Annotated in this window: 22 protein-coding genes; 11 read left to right on the top strand and 11 right to left on the bottom strand. The window is 64.7% G+C overall.

Features of this window, described 5'->3' with window-relative positions; translation table 11 throughout:
* The first annotated feature begins 88 nt into the window (after positions 1 to 88).
* The gene (locus AC0L21_RS07615) at positions 89 to 1222 is read left to right on the top strand and encodes an AI-2E family transporter (RefSeq protein WP_473259807.1); all 1134 of its coding nucleotides are present in this window, start codon (positions 89 to 91) and stop codon (positions 1220 to 1222) included.
* Positions 1223 to 1228: 6 nt separating this feature from the next.
* Here the strand turns inward: AC0L21_RS07615 and AC0L21_RS07610 are convergent, their stop codons facing one another.
* The 6 genes from AC0L21_RS07610 to AC0L21_RS07585 all read right to left on the bottom strand — a co-directional run bounded on the left by AC0L21_RS07610 (position 1229) and on the right by AC0L21_RS07585 (position 4916).
* Complete coding sequence (locus AC0L21_RS07610) at positions 1229 to 1525, bottom strand: antibiotic biosynthesis monooxygenase family protein (protein WP_027518288.1); 297 nt, start codon at positions 1523 to 1525, stop codon at positions 1229 to 1231.
* 102 nt (positions 1526 to 1627) lie between these two features.
* On the bottom strand, positions 1628 to 1864 hold the full coding sequence (locus AC0L21_RS07605; RefSeq protein WP_473259805.1) for a hypothetical protein: 237 nt from the start codon (positions 1862 to 1864) through the stop codon (positions 1628 to 1630).
* Positions 1865 to 1921: 57 nt separating this feature from the next.
* Complete coding sequence (locus AC0L21_RS07600) at positions 1922 to 3154, bottom strand: GGDEF domain-containing protein (RefSeq protein WP_473259803.1); 1233 nt, start codon at positions 3152 to 3154, stop codon at positions 1922 to 1924.
* 229 nt (positions 3155 to 3383) lie between these two features.
* Positions 3384 to 3863 carry a 30S ribosomal protein S9 gene (rpsI, locus tag AC0L21_RS07595; protein ID WP_007603485.1) on the bottom strand — a complete coding sequence of 160 codons (480 nt, stop codon included), beginning with the start codon at positions 3861 to 3863 and terminating at the stop codon, positions 3384 to 3386.
* Between the two features lies 1 nt (position 3864).
* On the bottom strand, positions 3865 to 4329 hold the full coding sequence (gene rplM / locus AC0L21_RS07590; protein WP_018455120.1) for a 50S ribosomal protein L13: 465 nt from the start codon (positions 4327 to 4329) through the stop codon (positions 3865 to 3867).
* Positions 4330 to 4487: 158 nt separating this feature from the next.
* Positions 4488 to 4916, bottom strand: a complete 429-nt coding sequence (locus AC0L21_RS07585; RefSeq protein ID WP_007611026.1) for a PaaI family thioesterase — start codon at positions 4914 to 4916, stop codon at positions 4488 to 4490.
* A gap of 86 nt (positions 4917 to 5002) precedes the next feature.
* Between AC0L21_RS07585 and AC0L21_RS07580 the strand changes: the two genes are divergently transcribed.
* The 4 genes from AC0L21_RS07580 (at position 5003) to AC0L21_RS07565 (ending at position 8467) form a co-directional block, all read left to right on the top strand.
* Positions 5003 to 5827 (top strand): enoyl-CoA hydratase, encoded by an 825-nt coding sequence (locus AC0L21_RS07580; RefSeq protein ID WP_473259800.1) that lies wholly within the window; start codon positions 5003 to 5005, stop codon positions 5825 to 5827.
* Between the two features lie 123 nt (positions 5828 to 5950).
* On the top strand, positions 5951 to 6535 hold the full coding sequence (locus AC0L21_RS07575) for a CoA-binding protein (protein WP_473259798.1): 585 nt from the start codon (positions 5951 to 5953) through the stop codon (positions 6533 to 6535).
* A 138-nt stretch (positions 6536 to 6673) separates the two neighbouring features.
* A complete protein-coding gene (locus AC0L21_RS07570) occupies positions 6674 to 7954 on the top strand; it encodes an O-acetylhomoserine aminocarboxypropyltransferase (RefSeq protein ID WP_007611036.1) in 1281 nt (426 codons plus the stop codon).
* A gap of 180 nt (positions 7955 to 8134) precedes the next feature.
* Positions 8135 to 8467 carry a hypothetical protein gene (locus AC0L21_RS07565; protein WP_007611037.1) on the top strand — a complete coding sequence of 111 codons (333 nt, stop codon included), beginning with the start codon at positions 8135 to 8137 and terminating at the stop codon, positions 8465 to 8467.
* A 13-nt stretch (positions 8468 to 8480) separates the two neighbouring features.
* Here the strand turns inward: AC0L21_RS07565 and AC0L21_RS07560 are convergent, their stop codons facing one another.
* On the bottom strand, positions 8481 to 9563 hold the full coding sequence (locus tag AC0L21_RS07560) for a COX15/CtaA family protein (protein ID WP_473259793.1): 1083 nt from the start codon (positions 9561 to 9563) through the stop codon (positions 8481 to 8483).
* A 108-nt stretch (positions 9564 to 9671) separates the two neighbouring features.
* On the opposite strand from AC0L21_RS07560, the gene AC0L21_RS07555 reads away from it, so the two are divergent.
* Positions 9672 to 9893, top strand: coding sequence for a DUF2842 domain-containing protein (locus AC0L21_RS07555; RefSeq protein ID WP_007611039.1), 222 nt, complete (start codon positions 9672 to 9674; stop codon positions 9891 to 9893).
* On the opposite strand, the gene AC0L21_RS07550 is transcribed toward AC0L21_RS07555, so the two are convergent.
* Positions 9883 to 10926: a polysaccharide deacetylase family protein gene (locus tag AC0L21_RS07550; protein ID WP_473259791.1), complete on the bottom strand. Its 1044-nt coding sequence runs from the start codon at positions 10924 to 10926 to the stop codon at positions 9883 to 9885. The two genes, AC0L21_RS07555 and AC0L21_RS07550, sit on opposite strands and share 11 nt — an antisense overlap.
* A gap of 127 nt (positions 10927 to 11053) precedes the next feature.
* Between AC0L21_RS07550 and AC0L21_RS07545 the strand changes: the two genes are divergently transcribed.
* Positions 11054 to 12235 (top strand): GNAT family N-acetyltransferase, encoded by a 1182-nt coding sequence (locus AC0L21_RS07545; protein ID WP_473259789.1) that lies wholly within the window; start codon positions 11054 to 11056, stop codon positions 12233 to 12235.
* 186 nt (positions 12236 to 12421) lie between these two features.
* Here the strand turns inward: AC0L21_RS07545 and AC0L21_RS07540 are convergent, their stop codons facing one another.
* Positions 12422 to 14698, bottom strand: coding sequence for a GumC family protein (locus tag AC0L21_RS07540; RefSeq protein WP_473259787.1), 2277 nt, complete (start codon positions 14696 to 14698; stop codon positions 12422 to 12424).
* A gap of 203 nt (positions 14699 to 14901) precedes the next feature.
* On the opposite strand from AC0L21_RS07540, the gene AC0L21_RS07535 reads away from it, so the two are divergent.
* From AC0L21_RS07535 to AC0L21_RS07525, 3 genes are all read left to right on the top strand, one after another.
* Positions 14902 to 16035: a glycosyltransferase family 4 protein gene (locus AC0L21_RS07535; RefSeq protein WP_473259785.1), complete on the top strand. Its 1134-nt coding sequence runs from the start codon at positions 14902 to 14904 to the stop codon at positions 16033 to 16035.
* Positions 16036 to 16154: 119 nt separating this feature from the next.
* Positions 16155 to 17705 carry an undecaprenyl-phosphate glucose phosphotransferase gene (locus AC0L21_RS07530; RefSeq protein WP_473259782.1) on the top strand — a complete coding sequence of 517 codons (1551 nt, stop codon included), beginning with the start codon at positions 16155 to 16157 and terminating at the stop codon, positions 17703 to 17705.
* Positions 17706 to 17871: 166 nt separating this feature from the next.
* Positions 17872 to 19128 (top strand): O-antigen ligase family protein, encoded by a 1257-nt coding sequence (locus tag AC0L21_RS07525; RefSeq protein ID WP_473259780.1) that lies wholly within the window; start codon positions 17872 to 17874, stop codon positions 19126 to 19128.
* Here the strand turns inward: AC0L21_RS07525 and AC0L21_RS07520 are convergent.
* Entirely contained in the window at positions 19097 to 19573 is a 477-nt protein-coding gene (locus AC0L21_RS07520) for a MarR family transcriptional regulator (RefSeq protein ID WP_473260106.1), read from the bottom strand. The two genes, AC0L21_RS07525 and AC0L21_RS07520, sit on opposite strands and share 32 nt — an antisense overlap.
* A gap of 146 nt (positions 19574 to 19719) precedes the next feature.
* On the opposite strand from AC0L21_RS07520, the gene AC0L21_RS07515 reads away from it, so the two are divergent.
* Positions 19720 to 20916 carry an FAD-dependent oxidoreductase gene (locus tag AC0L21_RS07515; RefSeq protein ID WP_473259778.1) on the top strand — a complete coding sequence of 399 codons (1197 nt, stop codon included), beginning with the start codon at positions 19720 to 19722 and terminating at the stop codon, positions 20914 to 20916.
* A gap of 92 nt (positions 20917 to 21008) precedes the next feature.
* On the opposite strand, the gene AC0L21_RS07510 is transcribed toward AC0L21_RS07515, so the two are convergent.
* On the bottom strand, positions 21009 to 21482 hold the full coding sequence (locus AC0L21_RS07510) for a MarR family winged helix-turn-helix transcriptional regulator (protein WP_473259776.1): 474 nt from the start codon (positions 21480 to 21482) through the stop codon (positions 21009 to 21011).
* Positions 21483 to 21523: the final 41 nt, after the last annotated feature.

Here is a 21523-nt window from a genome sequence, read left to right as displayed (position 1 = left end):
AGCGTCAAACCAGCGCGTTGACGCGGTCTTGATCCGGATCGCGTTTATCGAAAGAGTGCGGTGCGCACCGCGCTGAAAAGGAGCCGATGTGACCATTCCCGCAGATGAGCGACCCCGGACCCGCGCTGATCTGGCCTGGGCGATCTCGGTCGGGGGCATTGGCATCGTGCTGTTCACGGCAATGCTGGTCTTCACCTGGTATTTTGCCGCCACCCTGCTCCTGATCTTCACCGGAATGCTGCTCGGCGTCGGCCTCAACGCGCTGACCAACGCGCTCGGCCGCCGCGTGCACCTGCCCCACGCGGTCCGGCTCGCGATCGTCTGTGCCGCGCTGGCCGTGATGCTTGCGGGCGTTGCCTATCTCGGCGGCGCCACCATTGCCGAGCAGGCCTCGCTGCTGAGCAAGACGATCAAGTCGCAGATCACCAACGTCCGGTCCTTCCTCGAAAACCATGGGATCGACACCAGCGTCTTCGATCTCGGCAACGCCGCACCCGCTGCCTCCACCGATGCGACGCCGGCGCCGGCCCCGAACTCGGGCTCGCACGGCGGATTGCCGGGCGCTGGCGCGCTGGCCTCGAGCGGCGGGGCGATCGTGAGCCAGACCTTCAAGCTGCTGCTCGGCACCATCAGCGCGGTCGGCAACATCTTCATCGTGCTGTTCCTGGGGCTCGCCTTCGCCGCCCAGCCCGGCGTCTATCATGACGGCCTGTTGTTTCTCGCGCCGGCCAGGCATCGTACTCGCGTAGCCCTGATCATCGACCGAATCGGCGAGACGCTGGAGCGCTGGCTGATCGCGCAGATCGTCGTGATGCTTGCGGTGGGAGTCGTGACCTGGATCGGACTCGTCACCATCGGCATTCCCGGCTCGTTCATCCTCGGGATCCAGGCAGGCCTGCTCGCCTTCATTCCGACCGTCGGCGCTATCATAGCCGGCGTCGTGGTCGTGCTGGCGAGCCTCGCCTCAGGATGGATTCCGGCGCTGTCGGCCTTTCTCCTTTTCATGGGCGTGCACGCCATGGAGAGCTATGTGCTGACGCCGATCCTTCAGCGGCAGGCACTGGACATTCCGCCGGCCACGCTGTTCGCGTTCCAGATCCTGCTCGGCGTCGTGTTCGGAATCTGGGGCCTGGCGCTGGCGCTACCACTGGTCGCCATCGCCAAAGTCATGATCGACCACTTCAAGACGTATGAAGCACCGCCTCTGGCTGAGGCGGCCTGAGCCGCCTCAGGTGGTGAGCACCGTTTCGGTGTGCTCGACCTCGGGGGGTGCCGCAAAATACTGGCCGACAAGGCCGCGCCATTCGGTGAAATTCTCGGAGCCGCGGAAGTCGACGGTGTGGTTCTCCAGCGTCTCCCACTTCACCATCAGGCGATAGCGCTGCGGCTTCTCGATCGACTTGTGCAGCTCGAAACCATGAAACCCCTTGGAGCGGCCGAAAGCGGCCTTGGCCTTGGCGACGGCGGCCTCAAAATCCTTCTCGCTGCCCGGCTTGACGTCGATTTGCGCGATCTCGGTGATCATCTGTTTCCACCCATTTTTGTTCGATGGGCGTGTCTACCGCAGCCCGCGACAAAGAAAAAGGCGCCGAAACGGCGCCCTGCCCGGTCCAGACATGCAGATCACTCAGGTGAGCAGCAGAACGGTGCCGGCCACCGTCAGCGCACAACCGGCGAACAGGGCGAGCGGCCAGTAGCTGCGGCCTTGCGTGTAACGCCCCTGGGCGCGGCGCTCGGTGATCAGCGCGCTCTCGTATTCGTCCGCGGTCGAGAACAGGCAGGCGAAGCCGCCGCGTGCCGAAGTCGCAGCGGCTTCGAGCGACATCAAGGCGGCCTGCGGATTCTGTCGACGGATCGATTCCATGTCCGCAATGGTAGGGATCGAATGGTAAACAGGGGCTTACCGCGAGGCCTCCTTAGCCTAAGCGGTCGCCGGTTGTGTCTTGGATTGCGTGTTGGGCATGCCGATCCGCGCCGCGCTCTGGCGGCGCCAGTTCTCCAGCGACAGTGGCAGCTCCTCCGCCGACTCGACGCGGTTTCGGCCGCCGCGCTTGGCCTGGTAGAGCGCGGTGTCGGCCGAAGCCAGCAGCACTTCGAGCTCGGTGCCGGCCGGACCGCCGGCGACGCCGATGCTGACGGTGGTGTCGACCGGGCCCTCGTCGACGACGACGCCGGAGGTCTCGAAGGCCTCGCGCACGCGCTCGGCGACCAGCACGCCCTCCTCCAGCGAACACGGCAGGAGCGCTGCGAACTCCTCGCCGCCGATGCGACCCGACATGTCGCTGATGCGCAGATTGCTGACGACGACGGTCGAGAACAATTTCAGCATCTCGTCGCCGGCGGGATGGCCGAAGCGGTCGTTGATCGACTTGAAATGGTCGATGTCGAAGATCATCACGGTCACGGGACGGCCGGCCTTGGCCTCGCGCTCGATCACGCGTCCGCAGGCTTCCGAGAAGCCGCGGCGGTTGAGCATTCCGGTCAGCGGATCGGTGGAGGCGGCGGTCCGGTGCGCGGTGACGGTGCGCTCGGACACCAGCATGAAGATCACGAACACGGTGCCGACGGCATAAAGCACGAGTTCGACCGCGAACACGGTGACCCAGATGCTGTTGGCAAAACCTGCATCGTGCGGGCGCAGGAAGCTGCCGAGCAGGATCGGCAGCATCAACACGCAGCCGTGCATCACCGGGACCACGAAGGCCGGCCAGCGCCGTTGCAGGCTCTTGCGCCGCTCGACCCAGAGCTCGCTCGCGGTCAGCGCCGCGTAGATCGAGACGATGCCGGCGCCAACGATCATGCGCAGCATGGACGCGGAGGGATCGAGCAGCGTGGCGGCAGCGGCCCAGGCAAGCGCGCCGATCAGGAGACCCGGCCAGTTCGGCTTGCGACCATGAAAGACGCGCGCCGCGTTCCACACCATGCCGCAGGCGACGAAGCCGACCGCGTTCAGCGCAAGGTAAAGATGCGGCCCCAGTCTGTCGCCGGCCGCCGTCCAGAGCGCCACCGATGCAGCGCCGAGCAGATACGCGGTGCCCCACCATTTCAGCGCAGCGCTATTCTCCTGCCTTCCGAAAAACACCATCATGGCGCCGAGCAGTGCGGCAACCATGGTGGCGACCAAATAGAGCGTGATGCTATCGAGCGACATCATGTCGGCCCCCTTCTAGACATAGCAGTTACGCGATCGGCTCAGCCGATTTGCGCGCCCTTCCAAATGCGACGCTATGTCCAGCGGGTTCCATTCAGGTTTTCATGCGAGCCCAAGTTTTCAGGAAACACGCCATCAATTTGCATACAAACGAACAGCAAAAAGGGCGCTGAAATCAGCGCCCTTTTGCATCTCATTGAAGCCGCTTTCGCGGCGAATGCGACCGAAGCGATTAACGCTTCGAGAACTGGAAGGACCGGCGGGCCTTGGCCTTGCCGTACTTCTTGCGCTCGACCACGCGCGAGTCGCGGGTGAGGAAGCCGCCCTTCTTGAGCACGGTGCGCAGCTCCGGCTCGAAATAGGTCAGCGCCTTGGAGATGCCGTGACGGACGGCACCGGCCTGGCCGGACAGACCGCCGCCGGCGACGGTGCAGATCACGTCATACTGGCCGGACCGCGCGGCCACGGAGAACGGCTGCTCGATCATCATACGCAGCACCGGACGGGCGAAATAGACCTCGACCTCGCGCGCATTGACCGTGACCTTGCCGGCGCCCGGCTTGATCCAGACGCGGGCGACCGCGTCCTTGCGCTTGCCGGTGGCGTAGGCGCGGTTGAACTTGTCGACCTTCTTCTCGTGCTTGGGCGCGTCGGGCGCGGCCGCCGTCTTGAGCTGCGAGAGCTGGTCGAGCGACTGGATGGATTCGGCCATGTTATGCGGCCCTCGTGTTCTTGCGGTTCAACTTGGCGATGTCGATCTTCTCGGGCGTCTGGGCCTCGTGCGGATGATCGGCGCCGCCATAGACGCGGAGATTGCCCATCTGGACGCGACCGAGCGGGCCACGCGGGATCATGCGCTCGACGGCCTTCTCGAGCACGCGCTCGGGATGCTTGCCCTCGAGGATCTGGCGCGCGGTGCGCTCCTTGACGTGGCCGACGTAACCGGTGTGCTTGTAATAGGTCTTCTGCTCGCGCTTGCGGCCGGTGAGAACCGCATGCTGCGCGTTGATGATGATGATGTTGTCGCCGCAATCAACGTGCGGGGTATAGGTCGGGAGGTGCTTGCCGCGCAGGCGCATGGCGACGATGGTGGCGAGACGGCCGACGACCAGACCTTTGGCGTCGATCAGTACCCACTTCTTCGTCACCTCAGCCGGCTTTGCCGAAAAGGTTTTCATGTCAGAGTTTCCGTGGACGGGGAGCATCGGCGCGAACACCGCACCGGACTGGGCGGATTTCTAGAGAACGGGGGCGCCGCGGTCAATGCCCAAAGGCGGAATTTACATGTGCAATATCAATTGGTTAGAAATATGGTATTAAAGTACCCTCAAAAAGCTCAAACGTTTGGAATGGAATAGGTCGAGGTGACATGGGCAATCGGATCGGGCGAGGTACCGGACAGCAGCTTCACCTCGCCGACTGCAAGGCGCTTGCCGAGCTTGAGCAGCCGCGCCTCCGCCAGCACGTCCTGCCCGGGTTGCCCCTTGCGCAGGAAGTTGATGTTGAGATTGGTGGTCACGGCGAGCCCGATCGGCCCGATCGCGGACAACAGCACCACGTACATCGCGAAATCGGCCAGCGCCATCAGGGTGGGGCCGGACACGGTTCCGCCCGGCCGCAGCATCCTTTCGCTGTAGCGCTGACGCAAAAGGCAGGCCTGACCGTCCGCGCTCTCGATGGTGATGTCGTCGCCGCTGAAGGCCTGGGGAAACTCGTTGCGGAGGAACTGCTCGAGCTCCGCCACGCTCATTTTCGCTAACGCCATGCTACCCCTCACCCTCGCTTCACGTCCCCTGTTACATTAAGTTATCTGCGTCATCCAATCGCAATAATCCAACCGGAAACGCTTTGATGTCCGTCCTGGCCGCCCGCGTCCCCTCCCCGCAACCACCGATCCTGCTGCGCGAGACCGTGGGCCCCATTGCGGTCCTGACCCTCAACCGCCCGGCCGCCCGCAACAGCCTGTCGGCGACGATGATCGCAAGCCTGCATGCCGAGCTCAACGAGATCCGGGACGACAAGGCCATCCGCGGTGTCGTGATCGCGGCCAACGGTCCCGCCTTCTCCGCCGGCCACGACATGAAGGAGCTGACCGCGCGCCGCACCGACCCGGACCGTGGCCGTGCCTTCTTCGCCGAGATGATGACCGCCTGCAGCGCGATGATGCAGGCGATCGTGCGCCTGCCCAAGCCCGTGGTCGCATCCGTCCAGGGCATCGCCACCGCCGCCGGCTGCCAGCTCGTTGCAAGCTGCGATCTGGCGATCGCCTCGGAAGCAGCACACTTCGCCACTCCCGGTGTCGACATCGGCCTGTTCTGCTCGACGCCGATGGTGGCGCTGTCGCGCAACGTCCCGCGCAAGCAGGCGATGGAGATGCTGCTGACGGGCGAGCCGATCCCGGCCGCGCGCGCCCGCGAGATCGGGCTCGTCAATCGTGTCGTCGCCGCCGGCACCGAGCGCGACGCCGCCATTGCGCTGGCCGAACAGGTCGCACTGAAATCCGCCTACACCGTCAAGCTCGGCAAGGAGGCGTTCTATCGCCAGGCCGAGATGAGCCTTGCAGACGCCTATCGCTATGCGGCAGAGGTGATGACCGAGAACATGATGGCGCGAGACGCCGAGGAAGGCATCGGCGCCTTCATCGAGAAACGCAAGCCGACATGGCGGGACGAGTAGTCAACTCCTCGTCCTGAGGAGCCGCGGAACGCGGTGTCTCGAAGGATAGAGGCCCGACTGCGGCTCCATGGTTCGAGACGCGCGTGCCGCGCTCCTCACCATGAGGGTCAGAGAAAGAAGAAGATGAACCACGACGCCTATCCCGACAATTACATCCGGAGCATCCTCAACAACGTGAAATCGATCGCGATGGTCGGCGCTTCGCCTGCCAACGTGCGACCGAGCTATTTCGCGTTCAAATATCTGGCCCAGCGCGGCTACGACATGATTCCGGTCAATCCCGGCCATGTCGGCAAGGAGCTGCTCGGAAACCCCTTCGTCGCCTCGCTGTCCGACATCGGCCGTCCCGTCGACATGATCGACATTTTCCGCAACTCCAGTCACATCATGCCGGTGGTCGAGGAAGCCCTCACGCTCGATCCGCTGCCGATGGTGATCTGGATGCAGTTGGGGGCGCGCGACGATGCGGCGGCGCTGAAGGCGGAATCGGTCGGTATCAAGGTGGTGATGAACCGCTGCCCCAAGATCGAATATGGCCGCCTGTCCTCGGAGATCTCCTGGATGGGCGTCAATTCACGCACGCTGAGCTCCAAACGCGCCCCGGTGCCGACGCAGGGCATGCGCTTATCCCTCAATCGGATGAGTGTCGGCGGCGGCGACACCGCGGCATCGGACCGCGCCGCCAAGAACAAGAGCGAGCAAAGCTGACGCAGTTGCGAAGGTTTCATTTCGCGAACGCGACAATGCGTAGCACGATCGTTCCGATGTGAAGCCGCGCCTTGACGGCAGCCGCGGCGCCAATCAGCATGCCGCGCGATTTCAGACCACGAGAACAGGACGCCCTCAATGAGCGATCGCCTTCCGGGATTTTCGACCCTCGCCGTGCATGCCGGTGCACAGCCCGATCCCACCACCGGTGCGCGCGCGACTCCGATCTATCAAACGACGTCGTTCGTCTTCAACGACGCCGACCACGCCGCCTCTCTGTTCGGCCTGCAGGCATTCGGCAACATCTATACCCGCATCGGCAATCCCACCAACGCCGTGCTGGAAGAGCGCGTCGCGGCCCTCGAAGGCGGCACAGCCGCGCTTGCGGTGGCCTCGGGCCACGCCGCGCAGGTCGTGGTGCTGCAGCAGTTGCTCCAGCCCGGCGACGAGTTCATCGCCGCGCGAAAGCTCTATGGCGGCTCCATCAACCAGTTCACGCACGCGTTCAAGAGCTTCGGCTGGAACGTGGTGTGGGCCGATCCCGACGATATCGCGAGCTTCGAGCGCGCGGTCACGCCGCGCACGAAAGCGATCTTCATCGAGTCGATCGCCAATCCTGCCGGCAGCATCACCGACATCGAGGCGATCTCGACGGTGGCGCGCAAGGCGGGCGTCCCGCTGATCGTCGACAACACGCTGGCCTCGCCCTATCTGATCCGTCCCATCGACCACGGTGCCGACATCGTCGTGCACTCGCTGACGAAGTTTCTCGGCGGCCACGGCAATTCGATCGGCGGCATCATCGTCGATGCCGGCACCTTCGACTGGTCGACCGGCGGCAAATATCCGATGCTCTCCGAGCCGCGGCCCGAATATCACGGCATCCGGCTCCAGGAGACGTTTGGCAATTTCGCCTTCGCGATCGCCTGCCGCGTGCTCGGCCTGCGCGACCTCGGACCGGCGCTGTCGCCGTTCAACGCCTTCATGATCCTCACCGGCATCGAGACATTGCCGCTGCGCATGCAGAAGCACTGCGACAACGCGAAAGCAGTCGCCGAATTCCTCGCCGGCCATCCAGCGGTCGCCGCGGTGAACTATGCGGGCCTTGCAAGCGACAAGTACAACCAACTCGCGCGCAAATACGCGCCGAAGGGTGCCGGCGCCGTGTTCACCTTCAGTCTGAAGGGCGGCTACGATGCCGGCGTCAGCCTGGTGTCGAAGTTGCAGCTGTTTTCGCATCTCGCCAATGTCGGCGATACCCGCTCGCTGGTCATCCATCCGGCCTCGACCACGCACAGCCAGCTCGACGACGCCGCCAAGATCAAGTCCGGCGCCGGCCCCGACGTGGTGCGGCTCTCGATCGGCATCGAGGACAAGGAAGACTTGATCGCCGATCTGGAACAGGCGCTGGGCGCGTAATTCTTGTCATTCCGGGGCGCGCGACAGCGCGAACCCGGAATCTCGACGTGGCATAATTATCTCTAGATTCCGGGTTCGGTGCTTCGCACCGCCCCGGAATGACGATCGCAGTTAACAGTCATTAACCATATCTGCCGCATACATCGTCACTGGATCGCCCTCTTTGATTCGGAGCCGAAGATGCTGCGCTGGATAGTGCCTGCCCTTGCGGCAATGCTGATGGTCTCGGCGGCGATGGCCGCCGATTTGCCGGCCAGGCCGAAGCGGCAGGCCGCCGCTCCGCCGCATGTCTATGTCGAGAAGGATCCGGATGCGTTGATCTCGCCGGCCTACGGCATCGGCAGCTACGTCAGCAACTTGCCAGGTACGCCGCTGCTGCCCGGCTCCCACACGCTGCCGGGCTATTATGGCCGCCCATGGGACTATGATTATCAGGGCGCGTATTACGGCGGGGCGCAGGTCGATTATTTCTGGCGCCTCCCCTACTCGTGCGGCATCTACGGCTATTGCTGAAGAGCTGATCCGATCAGCCGGCCTGACCGACGGGAACCGCGCGCGGCTGCGCTTCGGTCGAATGCCGTGGAGCGAGCCGCTCCATCTGCATCACCGCAAGCGTCAGCACCACGATCGCGACCGCCTGATGTGCGAGCGCGAGATCGATCGGCACCTGGTTGAGCAGCGTGAGGATGCCGAGCACGCCTTGCAGGCTCACCGCGCCCAACAGCAAAAGCGCCCCGCTCGCCGCGGAACCCGCGCGTGAACGGACCGCGTCGAACGCGTGCAACGCCGCCAGCGCGAACAGCGCATAGGCCGTCATGCGGTGCTCGAACTGCACTGTCAGCACATTGTCGAACATGTTGCGCCACCACGGCGTCTCGAACCACAGCCGCTCCCCTGAGGGAATGAACGCACCGTCGATCTGCGGCCAGGTGTTGTAGGCGCGGCCGGCGCGCAGGCCCGCAACCAGCGCACCGAAATAGATCTGGATAAAGGTCACGACGAGGAGCAAGGCGCTCACGAAGCGCAGCCGCGACGACGCCGCGATCTGCGGACGCCCGGCGAGCCGCCGCACCGTCCAGACGATGCCGGCGAAGATCAATAGCGCGAGCACAAGATGCGTCGCCAGCCGATATTGCGACACCTCGACGCGTTCCGTCAGGCCTGAGGCCACCATCCACCAGCCTACCGCGCCCTGGAGGCCGCCGAGCCCGAACAACAGCCACAGCCGCCGCTTCAACTCACCGGACAGGCCGCCGCGCCAGAGGAAGAACAGGAACGGCAAAAGATAAGCGACGCCGATGAAACGGCCGAGCAGCCGGTGGCTCCATTCCCACCAGAAGATCTCCTTGAACTCGGACAGGCTCATGCCAGCGTTGTGCTCGCGATATTGCGGGATCTTCTTGTAGGCCTCGAAGGCCGCCGTCCACTGGGCGTCCGAGAGTGGCGGCACGCTGCCCGTGACCGGCTTCCATTCGACGATCGAGAGCCCGGATTCCGTCAGCCGCGTCGCGCCGCCGACCAGCACCATCAGCGCGATCAGCGCAGCCACTGAGATCAGCCACCAGCGCACGGCGCGATACGGCTCGGACGGGGCGGAAATCGTCGTCATTCGAGGCAAAACCAGAGCTTGAACCGGCAAGGCTTGAACCAAACTGCGTGCCCCTTATAGTCCCCCGCTCCCGCAGCGCAAGTTACGCGAAAGCCGCGATATTCCGTCATGACGATCCGCACCCGCAAGTTCCTCGGCACCATCCTGCTCCTGGTGCTCGCCACCGTCTGGGCCCTGCTCGGCATGGCGCTGGCGCAGATGCCGTGGATCGCCGAGTCCGGCTGGCGGCAGGCGATCTATTACGTGGTGGTCGGCATGGGCTGGGTGCTGCCGGCGATGCCGATCGTGAGCTGGATGCAGCGGCCGGACCGGGCGAAAACTAGTTCGTAGTTCCGCCCGTCGGCTTCACCGGCGCAAAAGCAACCCCCGACACCAGCACCCGCATGATGCGCAGCGAGCGCACCCGGCCATCCCAGGAAATGCGCGGCAGCGCGCGCAGATTGGTGCGCCCTTCCGCATCCACGACGCCCGGGATCGTCGTCACCGCGCTGGCAAAGCCGGCCTCCTCCGCCATGATGACATGGCTGCGCCGGAACGAGGCGCGATCGCCGAACGGAAAGGCGAGATGCCGGATATCGCGATCGAAGGCCGCTTCCGCCACCGCCTTGCCCATCGTCATCTCGCGCAGCGCCGCTGCATCCTTCATGTTGGCGAGAACGGGATAGTTCACGGTCGCACTGCCGATCGTCACCAGCGGATCGGCCGCAAGCCTCGCCAGATCCTCCCAATTCATCGATGCCTCGCGCGAGAGCGCGGCAAGGTCGACCCGGTAGCGCGTGCAGAGATCTGCGATCGCAGCCGACACATCCGCCGGCGGCAGCGAGCGCAGCCAGGCCTCGAGGAACGAAAACAGCGCCTGCTTCTCGGCGTTGCCAGTCACAGTGAAGCGCTGCTCCTTGTCGCCCATCATCAGGCTGACACGGCTCTCGCGCGCGATCACCTGTTCGAGTCCGAGCCACCAGGCCTCACCGACGCCGTCGGGAAACGCCGTGGGCACATAGATCGTGAAGGGCACGGCGTGGCGCGCCAGCACCGGATAGGCAAAGTCGATCAGATCCTTGCCGGCGCCGTCGAAGGTGAGGGCCACGAAGCGCCGGTGTTCCGACAGCGTCACCGCACGCCGGCAGACCTCGTCCATGCCGAGAAAATCATACTTCCACCGCTTCAGCGCGCGAACGGCGCGATCGAGGAAATGCGGCGTGATCTCGTTATCGCGCAGCGGCTGAAAGCCGCCGCGCCGCCGCGGCCGCACATGCGCAAAGCGCAGGATGGCGCCGGCACCGCGACTACGCAGCGCGGCCTGGCCCGTGAGCCAGGTCAGCTCGAGGCGCAGCCGTTCCAGCCATCTGTCGTCGGATGCCAATATCCCACCTCGCGCCCGTCGGCGGCCGCTCCCTACCCTATAGTCATTACCCTTTGTTGACATTTCTTTGCAAAGGTCGGCCACAGGCCGAATTACGCATATTTTTGATTTCTCGACAGGTTCGCGAATGACCATGGCTGCGGCGATGCAAAGCCGGACGGCAGAATTGCCAGCACGGTCGAAAGCGGGCCGTATCACGCATGTCGATATCGTCACAGATCTCGGCGCGGCCGAGGCCGTCTGGCGCGCCTTCGAGCAGCCCGGTCACCTGTTCACGCCCTATCAGCGATTTGATCTGCTCAGTCCCTGGCAGCGTCTGGTCGGCGAGCACGAACGCGCCCGCCCTTTCATCGTCGTTGCCCGCGACTCCGAGCATCAGCCGCTGCTGCTGCTGCCGCTCTCGCTGCGTCAGAACCATGGCGTGCGCACGGCCTGCTTCATGGGCGGCAAGCATACGACCTTCAACATGGGCCTGTGGAACGCCGAATTCGCAGCGCAGGTCGCCATCGGCGATCTCGACGCGCTGTTTGCGCCGCTTAGCGAACATGCCGACGTGCTCGCACTGACGCAGCAGCCGCTGCACTGGAACGACCAGCAGAACCCGTTCGTGCATTTGCCACGCCAGAGCGCGATCAACGGCTGCCCGCTGCTCACGATGGAACCGGGCGGTCTGCCGGCATCGCGGATCAGCAACTCCTTCCGCCGCCGCCTCAAGAGCAAGGAGAAGAAGCTCCAGGCGCTCGCCGGCTATCGCTATCATTTGGCGACCACCGACGCGGACATCACCCGCCTGCTCGACTGGTTCTTCCGCGTCAAGCCGGCGCGGATGGCCGAACAGAAGCTCCCCAACGTCTTCGCCGAGCCCGGCGTCGAGCCATTCGTCCGCAGCGCCTGCCTTGCGCCACGCGCTGACGGCCGCGTCATCGACATCCACGCGCTCGAATGCGACGACGAGGTGATCGCGATCTTCGCCGGCGTCGCCGACTGCCAGCGCTTCTCGATGATGTTCAACACCTACACGATGTCCGAGCACGCCCGCTACAGCCCCGGGCTGATCCTGATGCGCTACATCATCGATCGCTGCGCCGAGCGCGGCTATCGCTCGCTCGACCTCGGCATCGGCTCGGACGAGTACAAGCGGATGTTCTGCAAAGACGACCAGGACATCTTCGACAGTTTTGTTCCGCTAACGTCACGCGGAAAGCTCGCGGCAATGGCGATGTCCTCGCTGAGCCACGGCAAGCGGCTGGTGAAACAGAACCAGATGCTGTTCGACCTGGCGCAGCGGCTGCGGCGAGCGTTCGGGTAAGTTCTCGCCATTTGCATGACTGCCCTCCCTTCTCCCCTTGTGGGAGAAGGTGGCGCGAAGCGCCGGATGAGGGGTTGTATCAGCAAATCAAAATGCGAGAGCCACGCGCGGAGAGAGACCCCTCACCCGTCTCGCCGCTATCGCGGCGAGCCACCCTCTCCCACAGGGGGAGAGGGTAAGAAACGCCTACGCCGCCACGACCCGCGGCGCGTCCCTCGCATCCGACGGCTGCACGGACCTGCGCAGCATCGTCACTTCGCTGAAGCCGACGGCGCCGAGTTGCTCGCACATCAGCGCGCGCGCATCCGGCGTCATCGACGCCTCGGGCACCACGACGGCGCGGGCATTCGCCGTCAGGAGCTCGGCGGGAAGGTCGGAAGCACTGCCGGCATCGAGCAGCACGTGGTCGTAGGCGCGCAGCAGCGCGTCGATCGCGAGCGTCACGCGGGGTGACTGCAACAGGCTGCGATCGAAGCCGGGACGGCCGGCCATGACCAGATGCAACCGCGAGAGCTTGTCCCGGGTGATGATCTGCGCGAAGGACGCCTCACCCTGCATCAGTTCGGCAAGGCCGGGTGCGGAGGCATCGACGGACACGGCGGCCATGGTCGGCGACGACGCGGCGAGATCGACCACGACCACCCGCGCATCGCGCGCCAGGTGCCGGGCCAATGTCAGCGTCGACAGCGTGATGGCTTCGCCGCTCGCAGTGCCAAGCACCGTGACTTTCTTGGCCATGGCCCCGGCGGCGCGCAGGCGCTCGGCCAGATTCTCGATCTCTGCGAATTCGGTGACATCGGCATCGGCCGTCATCTCCGGCTGCAGCGGCGCGGGTTCTGCCATGACTGGATCGACGACCGGATCGACGAAGGGCTCGGCAACCACCGGCTGGACGATCTGTTCCTGGCGAGCCGACGCCCGCGTGAGCGCTGGCGTGAACACCGCGACCGCGCGGGGCGCTGTCTGGCGCAACAGCTCTCCGGTGACGACGACGCCGGACGAGAGCAGCAGTGTCGCGATCGTCGCGATCAGCACGATCGGCAGCTTCTTCGGATAGGCCGGTGTGTTCGAGACCACGGCGCGCGAGATGATGCGGCCGTCCGTCGGCGCAGTGTCGATGGTCTCGCGGGTGTTGGCTTCGCGGTACTTCGCGAGATAGGTTTCGAGCAGGTCGCGCTGCGCCTTGGCCTCACGCTCGAGGGCGCGGAGCTGCACGTCCTGGCCATTGGTGGCCGTCGCCTGCTTCTTGAGCTGCTCGAGGCTCGCCGACAATTCCAGAACGCGCCCGCTGGCGGCGCGCGCATCGTTTTCGAGCGTGCGGGCGAGCTTGGCGGCCTCGTCGCGGATCTGGGTGTCGAGGTCGGCGAGCTGCGCCTTCAATTCCTTGATGCGTGGATGGTTGCCGAGCAGCGTCGACGATTGCTCGGCCAGCTGCGCCCGCAACGCCACGCGCTGCTGCGAAGGCGTGCGCATCGATTCCGAGTTCAGCACTTCCGACGATTCGATCGGCTTGCCGCTCTGGATCATCTCGCGGATCAGGCGCGCCTTGGACTCGGCATCGGCCTTGAGCGCGCGCGCATTGTTGAGCTGGGTGTTGACCTCGCCCATCTGCTGGTTCGACAGCGTCGTGTTGTTGGTGCCGACGAACAGGCTCGACTTGGAGCGGAAGTCCTCGGCTTTCGCTTCGGCCTCGGAGACATTCCGTCGCAGCTCGTCGATCCTGCCGGCATACCACTGACTGGCGTTTCGGGCCTGATCCTGGCGCGCATCCTGCTGGAGCACGAGATAGCCGTCGGCGATCGAATTGGCGACGCGCACGGCGAGATCGGGATCGGCAGACTGGAATTCGATTACGATGACACGCGACTTGTCGACGGCGTAGGCCTGGAGGCGCTCGTAATAGGCGTCCAGCACGCGCTCTTCGGGCGTCATCGAGAACGGATCGCGGCCGATACCGATCAGCGCCGCAAGCGACTTCAGCGGCGAGATGCCTTGCAGCACGGGATCGAATTCGGGCCGCTCCGCAAGCTTGTTCTTCTTGATGATCTCGCGCGCGAGATCGCGCGACAGCACGAGCTGCACCTGGCTGGTGACGGCCTCAGCATCGAGCGCCTGCCGTTCCTCGGCGCGATCGCTGTTGGGCCGCAGGAACACGTTCTCGCGGCCGTCGATCAGGATGCGGGATTCAGACTTGTAGCGCGGCGTGATGAGATTGACGATCGCGATGGACGTGACGAGCGCCAGCACCGTCGGCACGATGATCCAGCCACGCTTGCGCGCCAATGCCGCGCCGAGCGCGTGCAAGTCGATGTCGCCGGACTCGACTGGCGCCGGCCTCGGAGCGATGGGCGCAGGCTTTGTTTCAATTCGGGGCTCAAGTTCGGCCCGCTTGGCTGCGGCCTTCGAGACAGCCCGCTCGACCACCGCCTTGTCCTTGCCGGCACGCCAGAACGCTAAACGCATCGAACACTCCCGCAGGCGCAACGCCACGAACCTACCTCAACCGGGGCGATTACACTCCATTAAGGTTGCCGCTGGGTTAATCGCGGCGTGCAGCAGCTCGCGCGTGCACGTCCGTCACCGTTTGTTAACCACGAGGGCTCTTAATCCGTCTCGATATTTCGTCAGATTGTTCGAGCATTCGCCGTCGAGCGCTGGTTTTGATCATGCCCCCCTCTCCCGACCAGCCGCTTCGCATCCTGCACGCCGTACGCGCTCCGGTCGGCGGCATCTTCCGCCACATCCTCGACGTCGCCAACGGCCAGGTCGATCGTGGCCATCATGTCGGCATCCTCGCCGACAGTCTCACCGGCGGTGAGCGTGCCGACAAGGCCCTTGCCGAGCTCGCGCCGCGGCTGAAACTCGGCGTGCACCGGATGGCGATCCGCCGCGAACCGTCGCCTGACGATCTCCTGGTCTGGTTCCGCTTGCGGCGCCTGATCGCCACGCTCAAGCCCGACGTCATGCATGGCCACGGCGCCAAGGCCGGCGCTTTTATCCGCATGCGGCGACGATCCGACGACACCATCCGCATCTACACCCCGCATGGCGGCTCGTTGCATTATCCCCTCAACACCCTCAAGGGCGAGTTTTACGCGCGGCTCGAGCGTACGCTGATGGACGCTACCGACCTGTTCCTGTTCGAAAGCGCGTTTGCCCGCGACACCTATCAGCGCATCGTCGGCAAGCCGAAGGGCGTGGTGCATTGCGTCTTCAACGGCGTGACGCCGGAGGAATTCGAACCTGTCGTCATGGCCGACGACGCCACCGACCTCGCTTATGTCGGTGAGTTCAGGCACATCAAGGGCGCCGATCTGCTGGTCGACGCGGTGGCGCGCCTGCACGAGGGCGGCAAGAAGGTCACACTGACGCTCGGCGGCGACGGCGAGGAGACCGCGGCGCTGAAAGCGCAGGTCGAGAGGCTCGGCCTCTCGGGTGCCATCCGCTTCATCGGTCACGTCAAGGCACGCTACGGCTTCTCCAAGGGGCGGCTGCTGGTCGTTCCCTCGCGTGGCGATTCCATGCCCTATGTCGTGATCGAGGCCGGTGCCGCCGGCATTCCGATGATCGCGTCCAAGATTGGCGGCATTCCCGAGATTTTCGGCGCGGAGAACCCGGCGCTGTTTGCGCCGAGCAACGCGGAAGCCATGGCGGAGGCGATTGCGGCCGCGCTCGACAATCCGCTGGGAACAGCGCAGCGCGCCTCGTCGCTTCGCGAGCGCATCTCCGCGCATTTCTCCCAGCAGGCGATGGTCGAGGGCGTCCTCGCGGGCTATCGCGACGCGTTTACCAACCACTAACCATTCTTAAGGCCGGCTTTAGAGAATCTTCCGATTTGTCCGATAATCCAAGGCCCAGGGGATGCTCGCCCGGGGGCAAGGACGCGGTCCGCGGGTTTTTGGAATGGACGTGGACGCCCGTGGAACCGCTCAACGCACGCTCGATGCTCGATGCCGCGACCAGCGCCGCGGCGAAGCCGGCTGACCGGCCCTTTGTGGAGCGCCGCCAGCGGCTCTCGCCCGCCGCGCTCGACGTCGTCAACCAGAAGGTCGCCCGCGCCTATTCACCGATCGTGATCGCCGGCTTCGTACGGCTCGCCGATTTCGCGCTGCTGAGCCTCGTCGGCATCGTGCTCTATCTCGGCTATGTTATGCCGCACGCCGGCTCCTTCAGCTGGATCTATCCCGCGCAGGTCATCGCCGTCGCGGTTTCCGCCGTGGTCTGCTTCCAGGCCGCCGACATCTATCAGGTGCAGCTGTTCCGCGGTCAGCTCCGGCAGATGACGCGGATGATCTCGTCCTGGTCGTTCGTCTTCCTGCTGTTCATCGGCATCTCCTTCTTCGCCAAGTTCGGCAGCGAAATATCGCGGCTATGGCTTGCCGCCTTTTACGTCCTCGGGCTCGCCGCGCTCCTCTGCGAGCGTCTGGTGCTGCGCTCGCTGGTGCGCGCCTGGGGGCGCGAGGGCCGGCTCGACCGCCGCACCATCATCGTCGGCTCCGACCGCAACGGCGAACAATTGGTCGAGGCGCTGAAGGAGCAGGAGGATTCCGACATCCACGTGCTCGGCGTATTCGACGACCGCAACGACAGCCGCGCGCTCGACACCTGTGCCGGCGCGCGCAAGCTCGGCAAGGTCGACGACATCGTCGAGTTCGCCCGCCGCACCCGCGTCGATCTCGTGCTGTTCGCTCTGCCGATCTCCGCCGAGACGCGCATCCTGGAGATGCTGAAGAAACTCTGGGTGCTGCCAGTGGACATCCGCCTCTCCGCACACACCAACAAGCTGCGCTTCCGCCCCCGCTCCTATTCCTATATCGGCGAGGTGCCGACGCTGGACGTGTTCGAGGCGCCGATCACCGACTGGGACCTGGTGATGAAATGGCTGTTCGACCGCGTTGTCGGCACCCTCGCGCTGCTCGTGGCCTTGCCGGTGATGGGATTGGTGGCGTTGGCCGTGAAGCTCGACAGCCCCGGCCCCGTGCTGTTCCGCCAAAAGCGCTTCGGCTTCAACAACGAGCGCATCGACGTCTACAAGTTCCGCTCGATGTACCATCATCAAGCCGATCCGACGGCCTCGAAGGTCGTGACCAAGAACGACTCGCGCGTCACCCGCGTCGGCCGCTTCATCCGCAAGACCAGCCTCGACGAGCTGCCGCAGCTCTTCAACGTGGTCTTCTCCGGCGATCTCTCTTTGGTCGGCCCGCGCCCACATGCGGTGCAGGGCAAGCTGCAGAGCCGCCTGTTCGACGAAGCCGTCGACGGCTATTTCGCCCGCCACCGGGTCAAGCCCGGCATCACTGGGTGGGCCCAGATCAACGGCTGGCGCGGCGAGATCGACAATGAAGAGAAGATCCAGAAGCGCGTCGAGTTCGACCTCTATTACATCGAGAACTGGTCGGTGCTGTTCGATCTCGTCATTCTGCTGAAGACGCCGATCTCGCTGCTGACCAAGAACGAGAACGCGTATTGAGTTTGTCGTGCCCGAGCCACGCTGTCATCGCCCGGCTCGACCGGGCGATCCAGTAATCACCGGCAGCGGAAAATGCCACGAACGGCTCGGAGTACTGGATGCCCCGCCTTCGCGGGGCATGACGGCGGAAGTTGTATTTGTGGCGTACCGGTAGCGTGAGCGTGTGATGGCGTATGCGGCAACAGCCGGGGAGATGAATGCAGCGGTTCGCGCTGCGCCCGGCGTGCTGGCCCTCCAGCGCGCGCTGGTATGGCTGGTCGGCGCCTCCGGCGCGATCGTCTTCATCGAGCCGAGCCCCTACGAGATCGCGACGCTGCTGGCCACCGTCACCTTCTTCGCTACGGGCCTGCGTCTGCGGCTTGCTTTGATGCCACTGGTGCTGATGCTGGTCCTGCTCAATATCGGCTACACCATCAGTGCGATCCCCCTGTTCGAGCAGTCCGAGGTGGTGAGCTGGATTGCGACATCCTGGTACATGGCGGTGACGGTCGTGTTCTTCGCCATGGTCACGTCGGAGGACACCGCGGCCCGGCTCGACATGCTGCGCCGCGGGCTCGTGGTCGGCGCGATGATCGCCTCGCTCCTGGCGGTCGCCGGCTACTTCCACCTGATTCCCGGCGGCGACGACCTCCTCACACTGTACGGACGCGCGCGCGGCACCTTCAAGGACCCGAACGTGCTCGGCGCCTTCCTGATCCTGCCGGCGCTGTTCTCGCTGCAGAGCGTGGTTTCCGACAAGTTCGGCAAGGCGTCCCGCAACGTCATCGCCTTCGGCATCATGTCGCTGGCGATCCTGCTCGCGTTCTCCCGGGCCGCCTGGGGCGGGCTGGTGCTGACATCCGCCTTCATGCTGGCGCTGATGGTGCTGACCAGCCGCACCAACGCGCAGCGCTCGCGCATCATCGTCATGGCGATCCTGGCCGCGGTGCTGGGCCTCGCGCTGATCGCGGTGTTGATGTCGTTCGATTCCACCGCCGAGATGTTCAAGCAGCGCGCGAGCTTCGACCAGAGCTATGACGAGGGCCGCTTCGGCCGGTTCGGACGGCACATCCTGGGAGCGGAGATGGCACTCGACCTGCCGTTCGGCATCGGCCCTCTGCAATTCCACCGCTTCTTTCCCGAGGACACCCACAATTCCTATCTCAACGCCTTCATGTCGGGCGGCTGGTTGTCCGGCATCTGCTATCCCGCGCTGGTCTTCACCACCGTCATCATGGGTGTCAGGCACATCTTCGTGCCCGTGCCCTGGCAGCGCGCTTATCTCGCGGTGTTCTCCGCCTTCGTCGGCACCGTCGGCGAAAGTTTTGTGATCGACACCGACCACTGGCGGCATTTCTGGATGATGCTGGGCGCGATGTGGGGCATGATCGCGGCCGCACAGATCTACAAGATCAAGGCTGGCGACGAAGCTTCTTCAGCTTGAGGTCGGGGCGTTTCTCCGGCGGCGTGTCGAGCAGGCCCTTCAGCGCTGCGGTCGCCGCGAGCACGCCCTGGTAGCCCTCATTGGCGAAACGCAGCAGCAGGCGCAATTCCTGGTCGGAATAGCCGCCAAAAACCTTCTCCATCGCCTGCTGCATCGGCACGTAGAACTGGCCGAGCCTTTGTATCGCCTCCGGCACGACGGTAATGAAAACCTTGCGACGATCGGCATCGTCCCGTTCTCGGCGCACCAGCCCCGCCTTTTCGAGGCGGTCGACCACGCCGGTGATGGCGCCGGTCGTGAGCCCCGTCACTTCGGCGAGACGGCCGGCAGTGACGCGGCCTTCGAGATACAGGATGTCCATGCATTCGAGATCGGAATTGGCAATTCCGGCCACGTTCGCAACGGTCTGCCCATAGAGCACGCCCTGCGCTGACGACCTGCGCATCGCCTCCTCGAGCTCCTGCAGCAGCGCGGCGCGCGCCTTCGTCCTTGACAAGGCAGACCTCGTATCTTAGTGGACATATATCTTAGTTACTAAGAGATTTAGCGACCGTAATTCTCATAGCACCACGGAAACGTCGGGAGCAAGCCATGTCCTATCGTCCCCGCAAGGCCCTGATCATCGGCGCCGGCATCGCCGGGCCCGTGGCGGCGATCCTGCTGCGCCGCGCCGGCATCGAGTCCGCGATCTACGAGGCCTGGCCCTATTCGAAAGGCATCGGCGGCGGCCTTCAGATCGCGCCGAACGGCATGCAGATCATGGACGAGATCGGCCTTTCGAACGAGCTGATCAGCCGCGGCTCGATCGCGGAATCGTTCGATTTCTATTCGCAAGCCGGAGAGAGGCTCGGCTCGATCAACCGCGACCTCGCGCGGCGCTTCGGCCAACCCGCGGTCAATGTCTGCCGCGCCACGCTGAACGAGATGCTGATCGACAAAGCCTGGTGCGCATGCGTTTCACTCCATTTCGAGAAGCGCCTGATCAAGATCGAGGATCGCGGCGACCAGCCGATCATCGCCTACTTCGCCGACGGCACCACGGCCGAAGGCGACTTCCTGATCGGCGCCGACGGCGTGCACTCGGTGACGCGCCGCCAGGTGGTGCCGGACGGGCCGCAGCCGTTCGATACCGGACTGATCGGCTTCGGCGGCTTCGTGCCGCACGCCGTCCTCGACGGCCGGCCGATCGGCCGGCACGTCGAGACTACGTTCGGGCAGAGCGGCTTCTTCGGCTACGGCTATTGCAGCCCCGATCCGACCGACGGCGTGATGTGGTGGAGCACGCAGCCGGCGCACGGCATGGACGCGGCGATGTTCCGCGCGCTCGACCACGCGACGCTGAAGCAGCACCTGCGCGGCTTCCACCGCGGCTGGCACGATCCAATCCCTGGCATCATCGAGGCAGCCGAGAACATCGTGGTCACGGACACGCTCGACGTCGCCACCCTGCCGACCTGGTCGCGCAAGCGCTCGCTGCTGATCGGCGATGCCGCCCATGCAACCAGCCCCCACGCCGGCCAGGGCGCTTCGCTCGCGCTGGAGGATGCGATGCGCCTTGCCCGGTTGATGCAGGAGGGTCAGGAGCTCGGCGCCACCTTCAGGGAATTCGAGGCCGAGCGCCGTCCGCGCACCGAGAAGATCGTCGCCATGGCGCGACGCAACGGCAACAGCAAGCGCGAGTTCAGCGCCACCGGCGCCTGGATGCGAAATCAGATGATGAAATGGCTGCTGCCGCTCGGCGCAAAGGGCATGGATTTCATGTACGCCTACGACGCGCGGGCGGTGTAAGCGCATCAGGTCGAAACGAACTCGGCACAGGCGGCGCGAGAAGGACCAGTCGCAGAGCGTCACCACATAGCCGATGTCGGCACGACGATTGATCAAGCCTCTGTCGCACTCTCTTCGTCTTCAAGCTTCTTGCGCAGTGCCTTCATGAGGCGACCGGCGGTCCTGAGCTCTTCCATCGGCAGACCTTGCACGAGTGCGTTGATTCTGGGGTCGTACAGGCGGATGGCAGCGTCGTAAGTCTTCCGCCCCTTGTCCGTCAGCACCACGAGGTGGGCGCGACGGTGATGTGGATTGGGCTCGAACGTAACGAGCCCTTCCTGGGCCAGGTCATTGACGATGCGCTGAACGTTCTGCCGGTTCGCTCCGAGGTCGCGGGCGAGCCAGGCGACCGGCTGGGCGCGGTCCGCGGCCACGATTGCCCCCAGAATTTGCCAGCGGGCGCTGGTCAGGCCGAGCGGAGCGACCAGCCGGTCGCCCCACGTCACGGTCAGGTTGTTGACCCTGAACAGATCGAGAATGAGGTCAGTCAAGGCATCACCGGCCGGAGATCGCTTCGGAGCGCGCATATTCTCACCATGATGTTTATTGACATCATCATGTCAATATG

The organism is Bradyrhizobium sp. WSM4873, from assembly GCF_055811355.1.
Note: the sequence above shows the minus strand (reverse complement) of the source record. Positions and strands in the feature narration are given on the sequence as shown.

Bases quoted from the DNA above. Each gene is read 5' to 3' on its own strand.
- AC0L21_RS07610 (WP_027518288.1), bottom strand. From the start codon at position 1,525: ATGATCACCGAGATCGCGCAAATCGACGTCAAGCCGGGCAGCGAGAAG.
- AC0L21_RS07605 (WP_473259805.1), bottom strand. From the start codon at position 1,864: ATGGAATCGATCCGTCGACAGAATCCGCAGGCCGCCTTGATGTCGCTC.
- AC0L21_RS07600 (WP_473259803.1), bottom strand. From the start codon at position 3,154: ATGATGTCGCTCGATAGCATCACGCTCTATTTGGTCGCCACCATGGTT.
- rpsI (WP_007603485.1), bottom strand. From the start codon at position 3,863: ATGGCCGAATCCATCCAGTCGCTCGACCAGCTCTCGCAGCTCAAGACG.
- rplM (WP_018455120.1), bottom strand. From the start codon at position 4,329: ATGAAAACCTTTTCGGCAAAGCCGGCTGAGGTGACGAAGAAGTGGGTA.
- AC0L21_RS07585 (WP_007611026.1), bottom strand. From the start codon at position 4,916: ATGGCGTTAGCGAAAATGAGCGTGGCGGAGCTCGAGCAGTTCCTCCGC.
- AC0L21_RS07580 (WP_473259800.1), top strand. From the start codon at position 5,003: ATGTCCGTCCTGGCCGCCCGCGTCCCCTCCCCGCAACCACCGATCCTG.
- AC0L21_RS07575 (WP_473259798.1), top strand. From the start codon at position 5,951: ATGAACCACGACGCCTATCCCGACAATTACATCCGGAGCATCCTCAAC.
- AC0L21_RS07570 (WP_007611036.1), top strand. From the start codon at position 6,674: ATGAGCGATCGCCTTCCGGGATTTTCGACCCTCGCCGTGCATGCCGGT.
- AC0L21_RS07565 (WP_007611037.1), top strand. From the start codon at position 8,135: ATGCTGCGCTGGATAGTGCCTGCCCTTGCGGCAATGCTGATGGTCTCG.
- AC0L21_RS07560 (WP_473259793.1), bottom strand. From the start codon at position 9,563: ATGACGACGATTTCCGCCCCGTCCGAGCCGTATCGCGCCGTGCGCTGG.
- AC0L21_RS07555 (WP_007611039.1), top strand. From the start codon at position 9,672: ATGACGATCCGCACCCGCAAGTTCCTCGGCACCATCCTGCTCCTGGTG.
- AC0L21_RS07545 (WP_473259789.1), top strand. From the start codon at position 11,054: ATGACCATGGCTGCGGCGATGCAAAGCCGGACGGCAGAATTGCCAGCA.
- AC0L21_RS07540 (WP_473259787.1), bottom strand. From the start codon at position 14,698: ATGCGTTTAGCGTTCTGGCGTGCCGGCAAGGACAAGGCGGTGGTCGAG.
- AC0L21_RS07535 (WP_473259785.1), top strand. From the start codon at position 14,902: ATGCCCCCCTCTCCCGACCAGCCGCTTCGCATCCTGCACGCCGTACGC.
- AC0L21_RS07525 (WP_473259780.1), top strand. From the start codon at position 17,872: ATGGCGTATGCGGCAACAGCCGGGGAGATGAATGCAGCGGTTCGCGCT.
- AC0L21_RS07520 (WP_473260106.1), bottom strand. From the start codon at position 19,573: ATGCGCAGGTCGTCAGCGCAGGGCGTGCTCTATGGGCAGACCGTTGCG.
- AC0L21_RS07515 (WP_473259778.1), top strand. From the start codon at position 19,720: ATGTCCTATCGTCCCCGCAAGGCCCTGATCATCGGCGCCGGCATCGCC.
- AC0L21_RS07510 (WP_473259776.1), bottom strand. From the start codon at position 21,482: ATGCGCGCTCCGAAGCGATCTCCGGCCGGTGATGCCTTGACTGACCTC.